This is a genomic window from Neobacillus sp. WH10, from assembly GCF_030123405.1.
Lineage (GTDB): Bacteria > Bacillota > Bacilli > Bacillales > Cytobacillaceae > Neobacillus.
Genome location: NZ_CP126110.1, coordinates 3,935,677 through 3,951,507 on the forward strand (window position 1 = coordinate 3,935,677; position 15,831 = coordinate 3,951,507).

Below are 15,831 nucleotides of genomic sequence, written 5' to 3' on the forward strand. Positions count from 1 at the left end.
AAGCATCAAAATCAGACTGAGATGCTTTGCGTATTTTGTCTTTTTCTGGTTTATTCATTTCAACAAATTCTTCAATAAAATCTAAGCACATTCCAATTGTCATGTTCTCTAAGTCCACATTAGTTAACCCACATCTATTGCAAAGAACTAAGAACGTTTCTGTTGATATTTCCTGTTGTTCACCGGATGATTCGACTTTTTTTTTGCCTGAAGTGAAGAACCGATTAGGTCTTGAACTTGAGGGACAATATCCATCAATGGGAATTTATTAAAACTATCAAGCCACTCAAGAGGCTCTGGTATAGATGAATTTGCAGTTTTTGCCATTACCCATGTAATGTTATAAAGGACATCGAAATCAACTAACTCGATGTCCTTTGCTGTTAAGTCTTCGCCTGTATTAAGTTTTTTAAGAGAGTTTAATTTTAAAATATCTACAAAAAAGTCTTTATGAAATTGCGCTTTATAACGTAATGGAGTTGCTCCAGTACTCTTAAACCGGACATGTTTACCATCTATTACAATTGTTTTTTCCAATAGATATCACCTCTTAAGCTGCTGTAGGATTATACACATTAGTGTACCAAGCATCATAAACGCCTGCAGTTGTATCAGCTGTAGTGGACCTTTTAACAATACTGTCAGATGGACGTGGTGCAGCCACAAGCTTTAATTCAGATGTGCCTGGTTCTGCTGATGTGGTTTTAGTTGATCCAGATAATCCAGGACGAGAAACGGTGCAATTATAGAGGACATGACGCGTTGCCTTTACATCCCCGTCAAACTCAAACATGAAAGCAATTTTTTTCGGTTTCGCATCGCTTTTTTCTGTTAATACTTTGTCGGTAGCCTCTAAAGTTTCTCCTAATACATCTGTACGAAACTTTTCCGTAATTGCAGCAACAGTAATCGTTGCGTCATATCCTTGGTTGCTGGATGTAGTAAAGTATAAAATATCATCTGCAAAAAAATCTGTCTGCTCGCCCTTAGGATCTAATGTCAGTGCTGTAATCCCTGGATAAGGGACTGGAGTGCCATAGGTATAAGTGCCATCTACCCCTTCAGTAATAACAGCATAATGAGCCTTTTTAATACCAAATTGAACTTTGTTTTCAGGCATATTATATCAACCTCGTTTCATAAATTTTTTGAAATAATTGTTCGGATCCAATCCATGTTTCAGAAGTTTCATAAGGAATTTCATTGTCATCTAAGACAGTTTCAAGTTTTCCCTCAGCGACTAAATCCTTTTTAGTTGTGTATAATTCGATTTGAACATTATCAATCTTTTTGTAAACTTTTCCATCGGCCATAAAATTAGCTGAATAAGCAACCAAATACGTAATATATGGAGGAGTAGGAATGGGCTTGGTGCTTGTCGCTGTAAAATGCGAATAAGCCACTGGATAACCAGTAGCATCAAGTATTTTCTTCAATTCAGTAAGTGTCATGGTCTCACCGCCTGTTCAACCTTAGTTAAAAATTCATCAACAGCTTTTTGCTCTGCCGGTGCAATGTGAACTTTGGCAGGTACACGACCGCCACCTCGTTTAACATGGCCTTTTTCTAACAGGTGGGTAAGCTGGTAATCTGTTTTGTTGTGGACTATCCTTTTTCCACGAACATTTTTTATTCTCCAGCCTTTACGATATGAGCCAGTCTTCTTAGGACTGATGTTTCTCAATTCATCTACCAAATCGTTCGCTACTTCTTCAGCTGCTGTATCTACGTCTTCAGAAACCACGTTAGCATATCTCTGTAATTCCCTCACAATTTCATTTGCTAAGTTTCCAACACTAGCCACCGGCCTTCACCTCGCAATAAAGCTCTGTATATCCATCTGGCCTGATGAAAGATTTATAAACGTAATAAGTCGTTCTTTCATATTCGACTCTTTTTTCCTCGTCGTACTCATCCGAATCCACAACTAAAAGCAACTGTGGTTTATGGCCTAGTTGCCCAGCCGTCGAAAATTCCGCTCGAGAAATATTCAGCTTCGAACAATAGCTGAGTGAAAGAATTTCGGTTTCAATCGATTGCCCAAGGTCATCTTCAGTGGAGATAGAAGAAATTAAAAAGCACACATCATCCAGTGATATGTGCTGAGAATTACCAATACTAGATTTAAGTGACGGCATCTGGTGTCCCCGCCTTTTTAATAATTCGATTATTGATTCTGATCTGAAGGTTTCTTGATAACGGAATATCTTCCTGACGTTTTCGGTAACTCCATGCTGCATAATCAACTACAAGCATTTGATCATCAACGTTAGAAAAATCCATAGTAACACCGGTTCTCTCTATTTCGTTTTGTGCGCTAACTAAAATATTATTAAAATAGGAATCTCTCAAATTATGAGAGATTCCTAAATCCAATTTTAATAAGCTAAGTAAAGTAGCTTTAGTTTGCTCATCCATCTTCTCACCGCCTATTCATTAGGCTGCTCGTCCGATTTCAAAAAACCCTTTTTCTGCAATTCCTTTGCTCGTTTGGTGGTTTTTGTTTCATATTCTGAGCCCTCTGGATGGAACTCACCGGTATCCTTGTCAAAGAAATCTTTTATTACTTCATATTTCATAAGTTATCCCTCCTATACAGCTGGTGTGATGGTAACTAGAACAAATGCATTCTTCTGCACTGGCTTACCATCAAAGCGACCTTTACCACGGAAAGCCGTTTGATCTTCGACAAACTTTACATGTTCTGAATTATCAATTGTGATACTCTCGCGTTCAACGAGTGTATATTTGTTAAAATCACCATAAAGAACAGTATCAGGATCCATATTATTGTTAAAAACAACTCGTAAACCTAATAAATCAGGGTTTTTTAGGTTTGGTAGTTTACCTACTACATCACCCTGAGCATTGGTATTAATGCTGAATTCTAAAAAACGGTCATAATATGTTTTACGTTTCATAACCGCCACTATTTCTCCGACGCTATCCTCTCCACTATCAACTAAGCCAATAGGTTTAACAAATTCAGCTAACTTGGCATTTGATGGGACATTTACCTTATTTCCAGCTGGCAATTGTGGGATAATTCCATCTGGTTGTTTATTTGCAGATCCAGTACCTTTTAGAATTGCGATATCTAATGCCAATGCAATAGCACGCGCAATTTTCTTAACAACATATGCATCCAGATTAATGATTGAATCCTGTAACAGGTAGTTATCTACAAAAGTTACTTTACCAACTTTAAAGCCGTCAAAATCAACATTTGTAATTGTACCTACATCTCCAGGAGTAAGTGCACCTTTTTGTTCGATCCAAGTAGCTGGAGTAGTATCAGTATCTACTAAAATACGTGTAGTTCCTTTTACTTGAATCTTATCAACTAGTGGATAGAGGGTAGTGAAATCACCCATGATATCCATAATACGACTTACAACAACCTCTGGAATGGTTAACTCTCCGCCAGTAACCGCACGAAGGTTCTTAAATTTATCATAGAATTCAACAACCTCGCTGCGCTTGTAGTATTCACCTGTTTTTAAAAGTTCTCTCACTTGGAAACGATTCATGCCTTCAACTTCTCCCTTCTCATTTGAACGTTTTTGTTTTTGTGGTTCTTTGCTGTTTAGTTGCTCAAGTTCACCTTCTAAATCTGCAATATCACCTTCCAACTTACTTTTCTTTTGCTCAAGATCTGCCTTCTCAGCATCTAAATTATTTATGCTTTCTTCCACAGCTGCGATTTCTTCGTCTGTTTTAGCTTCCTCTATGGCAGCTTCTAACTCAGCTGAACGAGTTACAAATCCTTCTTCTTGAATAAGTAAATCAGCTAATGAAGATTTTCTTTGCTCAATCTTTTTTGCCAGCATGATTTGTCGTAATGCCATTTTTTAACCGCTCCCTTAATTGATGTTTTCGTTGATCTAATTGTCTCTGTTTATGCTGCTCAATTTCAGCTTTCCGTGCTTGAACACCAGTTTCCTCATAGGCAGGAAAGGTGCAAACTGTAATTTCATGAAGATCAACCTTTGTGATGGTCCACTTAACAGTTCCGTCGTCCCGCCATTCCGTTTCTTCCGCACCAATATTAAATCCGAAAGAACATTGGTCGACATCGCCGCGCTTTACGCGCTCGTAAAGATTGACTGCATCGGAATCATTGGGATTAATCTTCACTCGTCCCCACAATCCATGACTGTCCGCTTTTAGTTCTAAAGTTCCTGATTTATTTCGACCGAGAACAAGCGTTGTATCGTGATTAATTAAAGCACGGATATCATTACCTAATGTCTCGTCAAACGCACCAGGTGCCAGCTCTTCAAATGCGCCTGGCCACAATTCAGTTGCTCTATTAAATACAGCAAAATAGCCTTCGATAAACATGTCTTGACTGTCTGTTTCTGCTCGTGTTTTAAGCTCACTTTGCAAGCTTCTTGTTTTCCTGTTGTCTCTACTCACACTTACTCACCCCCTTGATTTAATTTCTTTTGATCTCCAATCATGCCAGCAGGAATATAGTTTTCAAGGATAATTCTCTCGTTTAATCCTTCTAATGGAGACAATCCAATCCAATCTCTAACCTCGTTCCCCAGCATAAGACTACGGACGAATAAATTAGATCCTACCTCTGCTAACTCCTTAAGGTCATAGGCATAAAGAGAGCGTGGGTTAAATTTGAAATACAAGTCTGGGGCATACAAGAGTTTCCGTGTCATTTCTTGAACAATACCCGTTGCAAAAGGAAGAATAGTCGAATTGACAAAAGCGTTATGTTCATCTTTGTTAAAACTTCCAACACCAACATAAAAAGGCGGCACACCTATCATGCTCGCCACTGTTCTTTTATCCAGTTGTACTGCATCGTTTATTGCCAAATCATTTAGTGACAAAGGCTTTACTTGTTCTACCTTTACAAGGTCAGCTGGAATTACCCAAGGTTTGCCACCACTTGTTTCTGATACATACTTTTTAAGTATTTCATCCCTACCAGTCTCGCTTGCCAATTCTTCTGTCATAGCGTCCACTGCGATTATAAGGGATGGTTTCCATTTGTCAGACATGAAATTTTTCTTCGTGCCGGTTGCTTGTTTTAGATTGTCCGCTATGTCTTTGAGCACTACTTGATACCCACGACCAATAAAGGGACGCTCTGGATCCGGATTGATTATGAAGTGAAGAACTTCATCATGTTCGTACTTATTACCTCGGTATAAAATTTGATAACCATCATCCGTGTCTAAAAAACCAACACCAGACGGTTGTAATGGAACAAGATCATCAATCAAACCATCTTTTGTTTTTGGAAAAACAACACTGTTTCCTTTACCATCAAGTAGCATCGTGTAAACAATATTGTACATCCATGATTTTCTAGTCATAAGGCTATACGGATTAATATCGATTTTCCTAGACAATTGATTTCTTACCCTAATATCCCCTTCATCGGTATTTTGCATAAGATGAATGGTCATAGAAGAGATTAAATCAGCAATTTTGTGAACTGCCATTCTTACCTCTGGATTGTCGGATAGTCTAGTGTATCCAGGTACTAAAATCGAAGTATCTTCCCCAGCCATAAATAAACCAATAGATGATGTTGGTTCAGACCTAATTTTGTTTTTATTCCGATTTTTCTTACTCAATGGACATCACCCTCCTTTCAGCCAACTACTTGCATCAGAAGCTTTAGTCATATCTTCTAACATTTGAATAGAAGCAAAAACCGATGCATCAAATATATCAATTCGTTGGTTCGGCATGACCTTTTCGTACTGAATCATATCATCCGTTTTTTCTATAGCCGCTACATTCTGGACGCAGTATTCAAAAGCCTGTGAATGGAGATAGTAGAATTTCTCATCCTTAGCTTTTTTCTCAATTCTTCGAAACCCTTCAGATTTTTTATAAAAGTATTGTGGCTGGTCAACCATTTTAAACCCTTTCTTTTTCATTTCTAAGAAAAACTCGCGAGAGAATTTACGGTCGAATCCAACCTTCTTTATTTTGAATCCCATATTCTTCATCTTGATAAACCAATTAACAATATCAGAATGATTGACAGTTGGCGTGTTACACATATCCAACCATCCGTCATCTTTCCAACCAAACAAAGGAATATTATCATCCTCAGATTTTTGCGTAGCCGCGATGATCGGGAACCATGCGTGTGTAATTGTGATATCGATGTCCTTATATCTGCCATACAATGCCGCTGCAGTTAGGTCATGCATTTTCGATAAATCCGCGCCGCCATACCATTCGATATTTAATTTGATTAAATCATTTATGGTCCAGTTGTATTTCTTGTCTGACCTTTTAAATTCATCAATGTTAAAATAGGCTCTTAATGCAGAAGTGAAAATGTTCATTGACTTTGCAAGGAAATCTTTTCTTTGCTGTGGATCGTTTTGTGCTTGCAAAGCATCATTCATAATATCATCAGGTCGAATCGAAACACCGTATGCAGGGTTCGCTTTTTGCTGTTCAATAGGATTGGTATAATCCACATCGCCTTTTTCGTTCTCATCCGCTTTAGCTATAAAGACAAAATAAGCTTCATCCTTCACTGTACCGTCCAGTATCTTTTTACAGTACTGCAGTCTTTGATAACAAAAACTTGTCATATCATCACCAGCTGTAGTGATACCAATCATTAATTTATTGGTATAAGCTTTCATTGCTTCTTTGATGATGTTGTACTGTTTAGGAGTTTTGTAAGCGTGAAGTTCGTCGGCAATGGCAATATTACAGTTTAAGGAATCCTGTTTATCTGGGTTAGCAGCGAGAGCTTGGATAAAAATAGATCCATCTCCTAAATCTCCAGAGATGGAATGTTCTTGGTTGTTATCAATCACACGAAAATTTTCTTTCTCGCCCATTTGTTCCAAATTGAAATTGATGAAGTTGAAGCTTTCAAGCGATTGCTTTAATGCTGCTGCAACAATATAAACCTTACTTCCACTTCGTCTATTTAAAATACCAAGTGCCCAGGATAATGCGGCCGCAAAACTTGTCTTAATATTTTTCCGTGGAATAAAAATAAACGCTTCCTTGAAGCGCCTCATTTTTGTTCCTTTATGATAAAAGCCTAAAAGGTTGTAAACTTGATATTTATGAAATGTCTCCAATAAAAATGGTGTGCCTCTTAATGGTGTTCCATCTAGCATTTCCCCTTGAGCATGAACAAATGTTTTTTCAATGATACCAATTACGAATTCTGCATCCTTAGGATTAAAATCATAATCAGGATTTTTCAAATCATTAAGAAAACGTTGACAGCCTTGTATCTGTTCCTTGTTTGCAATCTTTGTACCATCTACAATGCTTGTCGCATACTCCATTACAAAATCATAATTTTTATGTTCCAAGTTGACTCAACGCCTTGGCTAAGTTACTGGATTTCTTTTTCGTCTGGTCCATCTCTTTGTTAATTTTTTTCAATCCGGCAGGTGTAAGACCTAAAATACTTTCATAGGAAACCATTTCTTTTCTGATCATTTTAATTTCTGAATATATAGCAGTCGTCATCGCATTGGTTGCTCCAGACTTATTTGTATACTCTTCAATAAATTGATCATTACTTTCTTCAAACTGCCTCATCAATATTTTATAGTCGTATGACATTTCAGCATAAGTTCGGACTGTTCGATCAAATTGAGGTCGATAAGTTCCAACATTTTTCATGTCCTCAATGACCTGTTTGATAACTTTACGAATCTGCCTTTCTTTTGGTGTAATTGCCAAGTTTTTTCACCCCCTTCTTCAAAAATGCCGCTCTATTGGAAAGAGTTCCCCCTCCCCGGTCCCCATTTTTAAAATTTTTTTTAAAAAAAGAGGGGGGTTAGAAAAAATAAAAAATTATTTTTCTAAATCTAATCCAGATTGAATTACACATTTTTTACAACTAAAATTCTTTTGAATAATAATATCATCAGCGAACAACGTTTCAATATCTAATGCAGAACCACAACTGGGACAAGCAATCTTATCAATCTCTTCTAACTCGTCCGCTAATGCACTGGTATAGTTACTTATTGCTCTTAACTTATCCACTAACTTATTAGTTTGAAGATCAATGTCTATGACTTTAAACTTCCCCATCATTACTCTCCTCTCAATCTATTAGCTCTATCAACCCATTGCTTACCTAAGTCTGTTAATTCATCAGTTAAACGATCGTGCATCTTCTCATGACAATCCCCACAAAGGCTAACCAGATTCCATGATTCCAAACGCAGATCCGGTCTAATCCTTAACGGGTTAATATGATGGACAGTTGTTGCCTCTTTGTTCTTTCCATATCTCTTACACTCTTGACAGCGATACTCATCACGCTTGAGTATCTTAGGTCTCTTTTTCTTCCAACGAGTTGTCTTATAGAAGTTAGTCATCAGCAGCAACTCCTAGCTCTGGACAACAATGGTCTTCTGTTAAGTACCTGGCTTTTCATCACAAATTTCTTAGGAGTATTCCATACAGGTTTGTCATCGAGGAATAAACAGTCATCAGTAATTTGTTTTGTGAACTCGACCATTTCATCCCATAACTCAATGACCGCATCAACTAACATCTGAAATGCCTCTTTTACTTTTTCAAAGACAACAATAAGAACTACTTTATATTCCTTCATACCGATATAGTCTTCAGATAAAATCATTTTCCTCTTTCAACTCCTTCTACGAAAAAATTAAGCCACATTTACTTCGGCATGTGGCAAGCCGTCCCGATCCAACCCTTGCACAGCTGGGATCACTGCCAGCCCTGGAGGAGAATAGGGTATGAGCTACAGCCAGACTATGAAGGATCTGCTGTAACCAGGATTGGAGTATCAATGAAATAGAAAATGGAATCAACCAAGAGTATTCCGTTAAAGGGATTCTCTTAATTAATTCCATACTACAAATATAACAGGTTATTTTTGTTCATGTGTCCGAATAGGGTATGAGCTACAGCCAGACTATGAAGGATCTGCTGTAACCAGGATTGGAGTATCAATGAAATAGAAAATGGAATCAACCAAGAGTATTCCGTTAAAGGGATTCTCTTAATTAATTCCATACTACAAATATAACAGGTTATTTTTGTTCATGTGTCCGTTTATTGTCCGCAAATCGTTCGTCAAAAGTTCGCAAATTGTCCGCGAAAAGTTCGCCAAAAGTTCGCAACCAAACAAAAATAATAGTGCTGCTCAAGTGAACAGCACTATATTGCTTTATTGTATATTCCCATCCATTAACAAAACTTTTTCATCACTTTTAAAAAGTGTAAATATCTTATCCAATAATTGCTCTGAATCCAGGTATGGATCTGACTCCCACATCTGAATAGCAATCGCAATAGTTGCTACAGCATGTTCTTTATCTATTTCTTTATATTTTCCCGGAATCCATTCTTCATTAGTTAATTTTTTTATACTTTCAAAGTAGATTTCCATTAATTCCTCTTCGTCTCCTGCTTTGATTAAAGCGTAGTAAGGTTCCTCAACCTCAAAATACCTACTGTTCAATTTCCCCACACCTTTTTCATATATTTATGACTTATTTAACCTTGTTTCTAAAGCTTATTTTCCCCTCTGAATTAGCTATAAACTATATTCTGTACAATTCGCTATGCCCAAACTAACCAAGCCGTATCAAGCCTTTTCTGTAAGTCTGATAACGAATTAGACACCACCATTTTTGTAGATAATTAAAATGAATAAAAATAAATAATGCTTTCTCAAATCTTTAACTTAGATTGATAGGCATTTAGATTATCCTGGGTAATACCAATGTATCTTAATGTGATTTTAGGGTCACTGTGATTAAGCATTTGCTGCAAGACAGCCACATCTTTAAACTGTTTATAATGATGATATCCATATGTTTTCCTAAATGAATGAGTACCAATTCTTTCAAGCCCAAACTCATCAGCTATTTCTTGTAAAATAATATAAGCCATGCCTCGTGTTATCGGTTTGTTTTTTCCTATCCTACTCTTAAAAAGGTACTCATTCTTTGGTTTCCCTTTGCAATATTCTCGAACTGCCTTTTTTAACTCTGAAGGCATTCTTACTTCTTTTGTCTTTTTTGTCTTTCCCTCGCGGACATAAACGCTCCAACCTTCTACATCTTTAACCCTAAGCTTTAAGATGTCTGAAATCCTCATACCAGTGTTAATACCAAAAAGAAAAAGAATATAATTTCGATCGCTCCTTGCCTTCAACCACTTTTTTATTTCCTGTATCAGATCTTTGTCTCTTATCGGCTGAACTAAATTCATGAAGCTTTCACCTCGCTCTTTTTATAAACTTCAATTTTTAAAGCAAAAGCAAGGCGCAACATGGCCTCTCCTTTTATTTGGGAGTACTTGGTTTTTCCTACTCCAAGGTCCATCATAATTTCACGATCGTAGCCGATTTCACCATCAAGCATATATTTTTTGATAATGATGTGACGTTCATCTTCTTTTAATGAATTGACAGCTTCATGAATCTTCTTTAGATATGCATTTCTCATAAGCTCATATTCAATTCTCTCTAGTGCTGCATCTTCTGTGCTGGAATGAAACGCATTTGTGGTTGATGGTGGAATAATAGAGTAAGCAGGAGTTACTTTAGGCATTAAATAATTGGGAAGTGTTATTAAATACTCACGATATTTAAATAACGCTTTTTCAAGTTCTTTCTTTGTTTCCTTATCATTTATTTTAGGTAGATATTGATGTTTTTTCATATCTCTTCACCACTTTCTTAATAGTCAAAACATAATCAATTATCTTTGTCTCATAGATCCACCTTTTCCTCTTCGATATGTGGGCATATTCATTCCCATTAATTCCTTAATATCATTTGCTGAAAGATTTTCAGTTTCCTTTGGTTTAGGTTCACTTTGGAGTTTTTCTTGAGGTAATTTCATATTGTTCTTTTTAGACGATTTTTTTAATCCTTGCTGTAAAGTTTTCAATATTGTTTCCTCTCCTCTCAAATAGAAAGAGGACACCGATAAACAGCTAAAATGCTGTAAAATCAGTGTCCTCAGGCTCTCCTATCTTGGACTTATGAAACTGCCTTTTCTAGCAGTAATCTGAATGTTTCTCTTCCTTTAGGGGTGATCATTGTTTGAACACCAGCCTTTCCATTCCGTTCGAACTCCTTCATTTTAAACAACTCAGGAGAATATTTCCCATATGGCTTAAGTTTTCCTTGTTGATCTCTATAAACAAAACCTTTTTCTACTAACCAATTTATAAAAGTCCGTTGTCCTATTTCTAATTCCTTCGCCGTATCTCTAAAATTCGTTAACAAATTACGATCCACCAGCCTATCAAAGTAGTCAGCCTTGGGCTGCATAATTGCCATTTGTTCATTTTGTTTTCGGACTGTTTCTAATGTTGCACGAAACATTAGCTTAGTCTGATTATCAGCATGTGGCAAATACGTCTGGATGAACATGTCTTCATTTGCTATGTACCCACCAGTCTTTCTAATTGTCGGAAGGACCTCATGAGTAATCCATCTTTTAAATTGTTTTGCTTCTGCCTTACGACTTGTAAGAATTAAAGAATATAGGCCTGATTCATTCACTAGCCATGTTTCCCGATTCTGACCTGATAGGAATAATGTTCCCATCAGCTTTTCATCATCGTCTAACCTCTCTACTGCCTTACTTACTTGGCTGTGATCTAATATTTCACAAATATCTTTTGCGACAAACCAAATTGCGTTATTCTGTTCAATCGTCCGTACCTGTTTGTGTTCGTAGATGAAGTTCACATTTATCCCTCCTTCAAATAAAAAGAGGACACCAACTAACAGCAATAATGCTGATTAATCGGTGTCCTCAGGCTCTCCTATCTTGGACATATCTAGTTAATTCAATTATACATATTTTTGATTAATTCAGCTAGAAAATATTCTCTTTTTTGTCAAATTCAAATTTTATTTAACGCTTCTACTTCAGCTCTGAAGTAAATATCCAGATCCACAAGTAGTACTTCTTTTTCTTTACTAGGAATTTTCCATGTATTAACTTCATCAATTATCTTTTGAGGAAGATTTATTAACTTTTGGGGCTTTTCGCTCATCGCATTTCCTCCTAGTTAACTGTTCCTACCTTTTGTTTACTTAAAATGCGGATAATCTTCAAATACTGGAATATGTTCATCATGGGATGCTGCATATTCTTCTTTGGTTATATCCCAGCAATGTTTGCACATCGAAGCTGAATCCCCCATAAATGGAGACGGCCTGACTTTATCAGTTAATTCACCGCAATAATCACATTCAGGTGGTTGCTTTACTCCTTCAAACTCAAGTCTTCCCATCCAATTAATAAGATCATCTGATAGTTCCTTTTTTTCAGTAACTTCAGCGTATTTCTTAATTGCGGCAATGGCAGCTGGATCTTCTGATGGTTTTAAAACAAAATATGGGCCCTCTTTTTCTTCTCTTGTTACAGCATCTAAAATGATATATTTTTCATATAGCCCTTGTTCCGGCATCCTCTTTCCCTCCTAATCAACTGATCTATCAATATGTTTCATACTTTATTCGAAATGCGTACTACCGATAATGTTTCCAACAAACTTTATGCTCTCTCATTTCCTTTGGCGTTGTTTTGTACTTATTAGCTATTGCCATCATGTCGTAATACCTCGCCTTATAAGGCAATGATTGAAATTCTCTCCATGCTTTACAAGCATTAATATCGTGCATTGAAGGTTGCGATAGCATCATTTTTGTAAATTCCACTTTTAAACCTCCTTCGCAATTTGTGTCAACTACGAACCTTGCGGGCTTGTTTGCTTGCCTCTTTCTTGCATTTGTGACAGATTCTTTTATGCTCGATTACAACCGTTTTATTGGAAGGAACTACAGATCCACACTTACTGCAGCTTACTAATTTCACACTTTCTCCTCCTTCTATACAACTGTTTGCTTAGAGTGTTTACCAAGCCAGGAGAATTCCTGGCTTTTTTATTTTTCATTTCCGCCTATTATCTGCTGCTTTCTTGCCGCGCCATTTATAATCGGTGTGAATATTATCAAACGCTTCTCGCTTCTTTTTTGCTTTCCGCCTGATGGGATACTTTTCGATATAAGCCAAACGTTCTTCTTCTGTCATATACCAAACCTCTACTTTGTTGATCATTTAATCAACTCCCACTATCTTGTGTTTCATAATTTCTTACTACCATGATTCAATGACAATATTTTCAATGTTTCGAAGTGCTGTTTTAGAATCAATTTCGGATTCTGTTAGCTGTACAGTACTATATATTTTTTGAAGAGCTTTGCCATATCGTTCAATACCCTTCTGAGTTCCTTCTAAGATAATCTCGAGCTCTTCTATTCTTTTGACAAGATATTTTTGCAAATCTGCAGTTTCCTCGAGTGCCATTAATGACCAGTTATAGCCATTTGCCTCATCGATCGTTACTCCGTACTTTTCTAAGCCCTTGGCATCCTGGGAATCTATAATTTTCGTAAACTCATCAATCACTTTTTGACTTGTTTTCGGCCTTTGCATTTTTACACCTCGCTTTTTGGTAATTAGCCAAAATACGCTAATTCCAACAAAATTCGACTAGAGAGTCTAATTATTAACTGCCGACTTATACCTATTATGCTTAACGCAATACTCAGGTAGGTTTGCTCGGACTAGAGCCTCTGCAAATGGTGGTGGAACTGAATTTCCAACCCTAGCTACTTGTTCTGTTTTCGGATATGGTTTGCCTGTAGAATCCCGGTCTATGATGTAATTAGGAGGAAACCCTTGGGCTGGATAAAGCTCGTTTGGTTGTAGCATTCTCATTCCAATGTCCATAATCTGATAATTTTGTCCATGAAGTGTAACCAATCCAAAACGATCTCTTGTTGTAATGGTGTGTAAGGGTTCTTTGAGTTTTTGTCCAATATCGCTACCGTAGTATTTCAATAAAAATGCTGATACTAAGCTAGCTTTATTTACTGTAGTTATTGCATTTAAAGGCTTATCTAATCTGTGTCCTGTTGATGTCTTATAATGTTGGGCAATGAAGGCTGTCACTAGCCCGAACCGGTTCGCTGTTGGAATCGTGTAAATCGGTTCTTTTAACGACTGCCCACGTACTTCATCAGGATTGGTTTCAGTATAGTATTGTGTTAAAAATGCTGCTGCTGTTTTATCTGACAAAATAAACGGGTCTGGATCTTGGATGACAAACTTTTGAATGCCTCGCGCAATCCGTCGCATTGTATTGTCTGCAAGAGGCTTTTTCCTATCAAAAATGGAGGGTGTACCAATACTCCAATCAATAATTTCCGAAGAAGTTCTCCATGGTTTTAACTTCCCTGCCTGTACACCTAAACTATTGGGATCCCCATGAGTAGGCTTCGGCCATACAATTGGTTTACCATCACACCTAGCAATCATAAAAAATCTTTTTCTGATTGTTGGAGCTCCATAATCACATGCTCTAAGTTCCTTGAATTGGACCTCATAACCAAGTGCCTCTAGTGACTTCACAAACGATTGAAACGTCTTTCCTTTTTGGCTTTCATCAGGATACCCATTTTCATTGAGTGGTCCCCAGGTCTTAAACTCTTCAACATTCTCGAGCATTATTACCCTTGGCTTTACAGCAATTGCCCACTTTACAGCAATCCAAGCCAAACCTCTTATGTTTTTATCAACTGGCTTTCCACCTTTAGCTTTGGAGAAATGCTTGCAATCAGGGCTAAACCATGCAAGTCCAACCTTACGTCCTTTAACCGCTTTCACTGGGTCCACATCCCACACTGACTCGCAATAATGCTCAGTATCAGGATGGTTTGCCTTGTGCATAGCAATGGCAGCTGGATCATGATTAATTGCAATGTCTACCGATAAGCCTGTTGCCATTTCTATTCCTGTACTCGCACCACCGCCACCGGCAAAGTTATCCACTATGATTTCTCGAAATAAATCTAGCTGCACCCATACCCCTCCTAATCTTGTACAATTAGTGACATATATTTACAATATTTTAATATAATGTTAATCTCGTAGTGGGAATAGGCAACAACTCTCCCCTATTCCCATTTAGTTAACCCACCCTTGGGCTCCGATACCTCCAGTTATCAAATGCCCAAGGGGTTATTTTGTTTAACTTAATTATTCAAATATCTAATTTAAGCTGCCCTGTTATTTCTTCAACATGATCTTGCCAAGCTATTTGAGGACTCTTATTCGAACCAACTGCTATAAAGTAAGCTTGTTTAACTCCGCATCCGTTGCCTGAAAGCCATTTTGAGACACGTTTTAACATTGTTCCTGGCTCCCACCCTCGCGTGACCTTATAATTTGTACATGTATTTTCAAGTAGGATATATTCTTTCTGCTCTTCTGGAGGAATTTTATCTTGCGCTTTCACAAAATCACTCCTATGAATCTTAATTACTCAAGAGTTAAGTAAATCTGGATTTTCGTAAATGTTGCCGATGATTTCTAATTCCTCATTACATTCATTGCCGCTAACCATCCCAGGCATGAAGATTATCCCGGTACCATCATTTTTTCTTAAGCCAAGCCAAATTCCATCTGCATAATAGAGTTCACCAATCACTGGTGGGGAGATTTCTTCTATTTCAGAACGACTGCAATCTGTATATTGAATCCTTTGGTAATTTGCGATATCTCCAATAAATCCCTCTCTACCGTTCTTGTCTTTTAAGCCAGTAAATTGACCAACTGTTGTATTATCAACTTTAGATTGTGGAATAGCATCAGCAATTAAATTTTGAGGAATTATATAATGCATCCCTAAACCTGTTTGAACATGACTACCGTAAACCCAATCACCAGTCATTACATCCAATCCACGAAACTTAATTTCACGCATTGTCTTCCCTCCCTATGAAACTTAATAATT

At 37.2% G+C, this 15,831-nt stretch carries 29 protein-coding genes; all 29 read right to left on the bottom strand.

The genetic code is table 11. The features are described from left to right. Positions 1-147: 147 nt before the first annotated feature. A complete protein-coding gene (locus tag QNH20_RS19155; protein WP_283919565.1) occupies positions 148-537 on the bottom strand; it encodes a hypothetical protein in 390 nt (129 codons plus the stop codon). Positions 538-550: 13 nt separating this feature from the next. Beyond that, positions 551-1,120, bottom strand: a complete 570-nt coding sequence (locus QNH20_RS19160; protein WP_283919566.1) for a major tail protein — start codon at positions 1,118-1,120, stop codon at positions 551-553. 1 nt (position 1,121) lies between these two features. Beyond that, positions 1,122-1,451, bottom strand: a complete 330-nt coding sequence (locus QNH20_RS19165; RefSeq protein ID WP_283919567.1) for a hypothetical protein — start codon at positions 1,449-1,451, stop codon at positions 1,122-1,124. Next, positions 1,448-1,804, bottom strand: coding sequence for an HK97 gp10 family phage protein (locus QNH20_RS19170; RefSeq protein WP_283919568.1), 357 nt, complete (start codon positions 1,802-1,804; stop codon positions 1,448-1,450). Before QNH20_RS19170 ends, QNH20_RS19165 begins: the two co-directional genes overlap by 4 nt. Continuing rightward, on the bottom strand, positions 1,797-2,138 hold the full coding sequence (locus QNH20_RS19175) for a hypothetical protein (protein ID WP_283919569.1): 342 nt from the start codon (positions 2,136-2,138) through the stop codon (positions 1,797-1,799). The genes QNH20_RS19170 and QNH20_RS19175 overlap by 8 nt, the downstream gene beginning before the upstream one ends. After that, positions 2,125-2,418, bottom strand: a complete 294-nt coding sequence (locus tag QNH20_RS19180; RefSeq protein WP_283919570.1) for a hypothetical protein — start codon at positions 2,416-2,418, stop codon at positions 2,125-2,127. Before QNH20_RS19180 ends, QNH20_RS19175 begins: the two co-directional genes overlap by 14 nt. 11 nt (positions 2,419-2,429) lie before the next feature. Then, complete coding sequence (locus QNH20_RS19185; RefSeq protein WP_283919571.1) at positions 2,430-2,579, bottom strand: hypothetical protein; 150 nt, start codon at positions 2,577-2,579, stop codon at positions 2,430-2,432. A 12-nt stretch (positions 2,580-2,591) separates the two neighbouring features. After that, positions 2,592-3,848 (bottom strand): phage major capsid protein, encoded by a 1,257-nt coding sequence (locus tag QNH20_RS19190; RefSeq protein ID WP_283919572.1) that lies wholly within the window; start codon positions 3,846-3,848, stop codon positions 2,592-2,594. Then, the gene (locus QNH20_RS19195) at positions 3,811-4,419 is read right to left on the bottom strand and encodes an HK97 family phage prohead protease (RefSeq protein WP_283919573.1); all 609 of its coding nucleotides are present in this window, start codon (positions 4,417-4,419) and stop codon (positions 3,811-3,813) included. Before QNH20_RS19195 ends, QNH20_RS19190 begins: the two co-directional genes overlap by 38 nt. A 2-nt stretch (positions 4,420-4,421) precedes the next feature. Then, positions 4,422-5,603, bottom strand: coding sequence for a phage portal protein (locus QNH20_RS19200; RefSeq protein WP_283919574.1), 1,182 nt, complete (start codon positions 5,601-5,603; stop codon positions 4,422-4,424). A 6-nt stretch (positions 5,604-5,609) separates the two neighbouring features. After that, a complete protein-coding gene (locus QNH20_RS19205; protein ID WP_283923451.1) occupies positions 5,610-7,301 on the bottom strand; it encodes a terminase large subunit in 1,692 nt (563 codons plus the stop codon). Between the two features lie 16 nt (positions 7,302-7,317). Then, positions 7,318-7,704: a P27 family phage terminase small subunit gene (locus QNH20_RS19210; RefSeq protein WP_283919575.1), complete on the bottom strand. Its 387-nt coding sequence runs from the start codon at positions 7,702-7,704 to the stop codon at positions 7,318-7,320. 114 nt (positions 7,705-7,818) lie between these two features. Next, positions 7,819-8,061 carry a hypothetical protein gene (locus QNH20_RS19215; RefSeq protein WP_283919576.1) on the bottom strand — a complete coding sequence of 81 codons (243 nt, stop codon included), beginning with the start codon at positions 8,059-8,061 and terminating at the stop codon, positions 7,819-7,821. A gap of 2 nt (positions 8,062-8,063) precedes the next feature. Beyond that, complete coding sequence (locus QNH20_RS19220; protein WP_283919577.1) at positions 8,064-8,351, bottom strand: HNH endonuclease; 288 nt, start codon at positions 8,349-8,351, stop codon at positions 8,064-8,066. Continuing rightward, positions 8,351-8,617 (bottom strand): hypothetical protein, encoded by a 267-nt coding sequence (locus tag QNH20_RS19225; RefSeq protein WP_283919578.1) that lies wholly within the window; start codon positions 8,615-8,617, stop codon positions 8,351-8,353. Before QNH20_RS19225 ends, QNH20_RS19220 begins: the two co-directional genes overlap by 1 nt. Positions 8,618-9,172: 555 nt before the next feature. Next, positions 9,173-9,466 carry a hypothetical protein gene (locus QNH20_RS19230; protein ID WP_283919579.1) on the bottom strand — a complete coding sequence of 98 codons (294 nt, stop codon included), beginning with the start codon at positions 9,464-9,466 and terminating at the stop codon, positions 9,173-9,175. A gap of 212 nt (positions 9,467-9,678) precedes the next feature. Further along, complete coding sequence (locus QNH20_RS19235; RefSeq protein ID WP_283919580.1) at positions 9,679-10,221, bottom strand: site-specific integrase; 543 nt, start codon at positions 10,219-10,221, stop codon at positions 9,679-9,681. Beyond that, positions 10,218-10,673, bottom strand: coding sequence for an ArpU family phage packaging/lysis transcriptional regulator (locus QNH20_RS19240; RefSeq protein ID WP_283919581.1), 456 nt, complete (start codon positions 10,671-10,673; stop codon positions 10,218-10,220). The genes QNH20_RS19235 and QNH20_RS19240 overlap by 4 nt, the downstream gene beginning before the upstream one ends. 39 nt (positions 10,674-10,712) lie before the next feature. Further along, positions 10,713-10,904 (bottom strand): hypothetical protein, encoded by a 192-nt coding sequence (locus QNH20_RS19245; RefSeq protein ID WP_283919582.1) that lies wholly within the window; start codon positions 10,902-10,904, stop codon positions 10,713-10,715. Between the two features lie 92 nt (positions 10,905-10,996). Then, positions 10,997-11,713 carry a BRO family protein gene (locus QNH20_RS19250; protein WP_283919583.1) on the bottom strand — a complete coding sequence of 239 codons (717 nt, stop codon included), beginning with the start codon at positions 11,711-11,713 and terminating at the stop codon, positions 10,997-10,999. A gap of 158 nt (positions 11,714-11,871) precedes the next feature. Next, the gene (locus QNH20_RS19255; RefSeq protein WP_283919584.1) at positions 11,872-12,024 is read right to left on the bottom strand and encodes a hypothetical protein; all 153 of its coding nucleotides are present in this window, start codon (positions 12,022-12,024) and stop codon (positions 11,872-11,874) included. Positions 12,025-12,060: 36 nt separating this feature from the next. After that, the gene (locus QNH20_RS19260) at positions 12,061-12,441 is read right to left on the bottom strand and encodes a hypothetical protein (RefSeq protein ID WP_283919585.1); all 381 of its coding nucleotides are present in this window, start codon (positions 12,439-12,441) and stop codon (positions 12,061-12,063) included. 61 nt (positions 12,442-12,502) lie between these two features. Next, positions 12,503-12,691 carry a hypothetical protein gene (locus QNH20_RS19265; protein WP_283919586.1) on the bottom strand — a complete coding sequence of 63 codons (189 nt, stop codon included), beginning with the start codon at positions 12,689-12,691 and terminating at the stop codon, positions 12,503-12,505. A gap of 25 nt (positions 12,692-12,716) precedes the next feature. After that, complete coding sequence (locus QNH20_RS19270; RefSeq protein WP_283919587.1) at positions 12,717-12,848, bottom strand: hypothetical protein; 132 nt, start codon at positions 12,846-12,848, stop codon at positions 12,717-12,719. Positions 12,849-12,923: 75 nt separating this feature from the next. Next, positions 12,924-13,091: a hypothetical protein gene (locus QNH20_RS19275; protein ID WP_283919588.1), complete on the bottom strand. Its 168-nt coding sequence runs from the start codon at positions 13,089-13,091 to the stop codon at positions 12,924-12,926. 39 nt (positions 13,092-13,130) lie between these two features. Further along, entirely contained in the window at positions 13,131-13,469 is a 339-nt protein-coding gene (locus QNH20_RS19280) for a hypothetical protein (protein ID WP_283919589.1), read from the bottom strand. Between the two features lie 66 nt (positions 13,470-13,535). Further along, on the bottom strand, positions 13,536-14,897 hold the full coding sequence (locus tag QNH20_RS19285) for a DNA cytosine methyltransferase (protein WP_283919590.1): 1,362 nt from the start codon (positions 14,895-14,897) through the stop codon (positions 13,536-13,538). Positions 14,898-15,078: 181 nt separating this feature from the next. Next, complete coding sequence (locus QNH20_RS19290) at positions 15,079-15,333, bottom strand: hypothetical protein (protein WP_283919591.1); 255 nt, start codon at positions 15,331-15,333, stop codon at positions 15,079-15,081. 27 nt (positions 15,334-15,360) lie between these two features. Next, the gene (locus QNH20_RS19295) at positions 15,361-15,801 is read right to left on the bottom strand and encodes a YopX family protein (protein WP_283919592.1); all 441 of its coding nucleotides are present in this window, start codon (positions 15,799-15,801) and stop codon (positions 15,361-15,363) included. Positions 15,802-15,831 lie beyond the last annotated feature (30 nt).

Coding starts and splice junctions, on each gene's coding strand:
- QNH20_RS19160 (WP_283919566.1), bottom strand. CDS start 1,120: ATGCCTGAAAACAAAGTTCAATTTGGTATTAAAAAGGCTCATTATGCT.
- QNH20_RS19165 (WP_283919567.1), bottom strand. CDS start 1,451: ATGACACTTACTGAATTGAAGAAAATACTTGATGCTACTGGTTATCCA.
- QNH20_RS19175 (WP_283919569.1), bottom strand. CDS start 2,138: ATGCCGTCACTTAAATCTAGTATTGGTAATTCTCAGCACATATCACTG.
- QNH20_RS19180 (WP_283919570.1), bottom strand. CDS start 2,418: ATGGATGAGCAAACTAAAGCTACTTTACTTAGCTTATTAAAATTGGAT.
- QNH20_RS19185 (WP_283919571.1), bottom strand. CDS start 2,579: ATGAAATATGAAGTAATAAAAGATTTCTTTGACAAGGATACCGGTGAG.
- QNH20_RS19190 (WP_283919572.1), bottom strand. CDS start 3,848: ATGGCATTACGACAAATCATGCTGGCAAAAAAGATTGAGCAAAGAAAA.
- QNH20_RS19205 (WP_283923451.1), bottom strand. CDS start 7,301: ATGGAGTATGCGACAAGCATTGTAGATGGTACAAAGATTGCAAACAAG.
- QNH20_RS19215 (WP_283919576.1), bottom strand. CDS start 8,061: ATGGGGAAGTTTAAAGTCATAGACATTGATCTTCAAACTAATAAGTTA.
- QNH20_RS19220 (WP_283919577.1), bottom strand. CDS start 8,351: ATGACTAACTTCTATAAGACAACTCGTTGGAAGAAAAAGAGACCTAAG.
- QNH20_RS19225 (WP_283919578.1), bottom strand. CDS start 8,617: ATGATTTTATCTGAAGACTATATCGGTATGAAGGAATATAAAGTAGTT.
- QNH20_RS19235 (WP_283919580.1), bottom strand. CDS start 10,221: ATGAATTTAGTTCAGCCGATAAGAGACAAAGATCTGATACAGGAAATA.
- QNH20_RS19240 (WP_283919581.1), bottom strand. CDS start 10,673: ATGAAAAAACATCAATATCTACCTAAAATAAATGATAAGGAAACAAAG.
- QNH20_RS19255 (WP_283919584.1), bottom strand. CDS start 12,024: ATGAGCGAAAAGCCCCAAAAGTTAATAAATCTTCCTCAAAAGATAATT.
- QNH20_RS19260 (WP_283919585.1), bottom strand. CDS start 12,441: ATGCCGGAACAAGGGCTATATGAAAAATATATCATTTTAGATGCTGTA.
- QNH20_RS19275 (WP_283919588.1), bottom strand. CDS start 13,091: ATGATCAACAAAGTAGAGGTTTGGTATATGACAGAAGAAGAACGTTTG.
- QNH20_RS19280 (WP_283919589.1), bottom strand. CDS start 13,469: ATGCAAAGGCCGAAAACAAGTCAAAAAGTGATTGATGAGTTTACGAAA.
- QNH20_RS19295 (WP_283919592.1), bottom strand. CDS start 15,801: ATGCGTGAAATTAAGTTTCGTGGATTGGATGTAATGACTGGTGATTGG.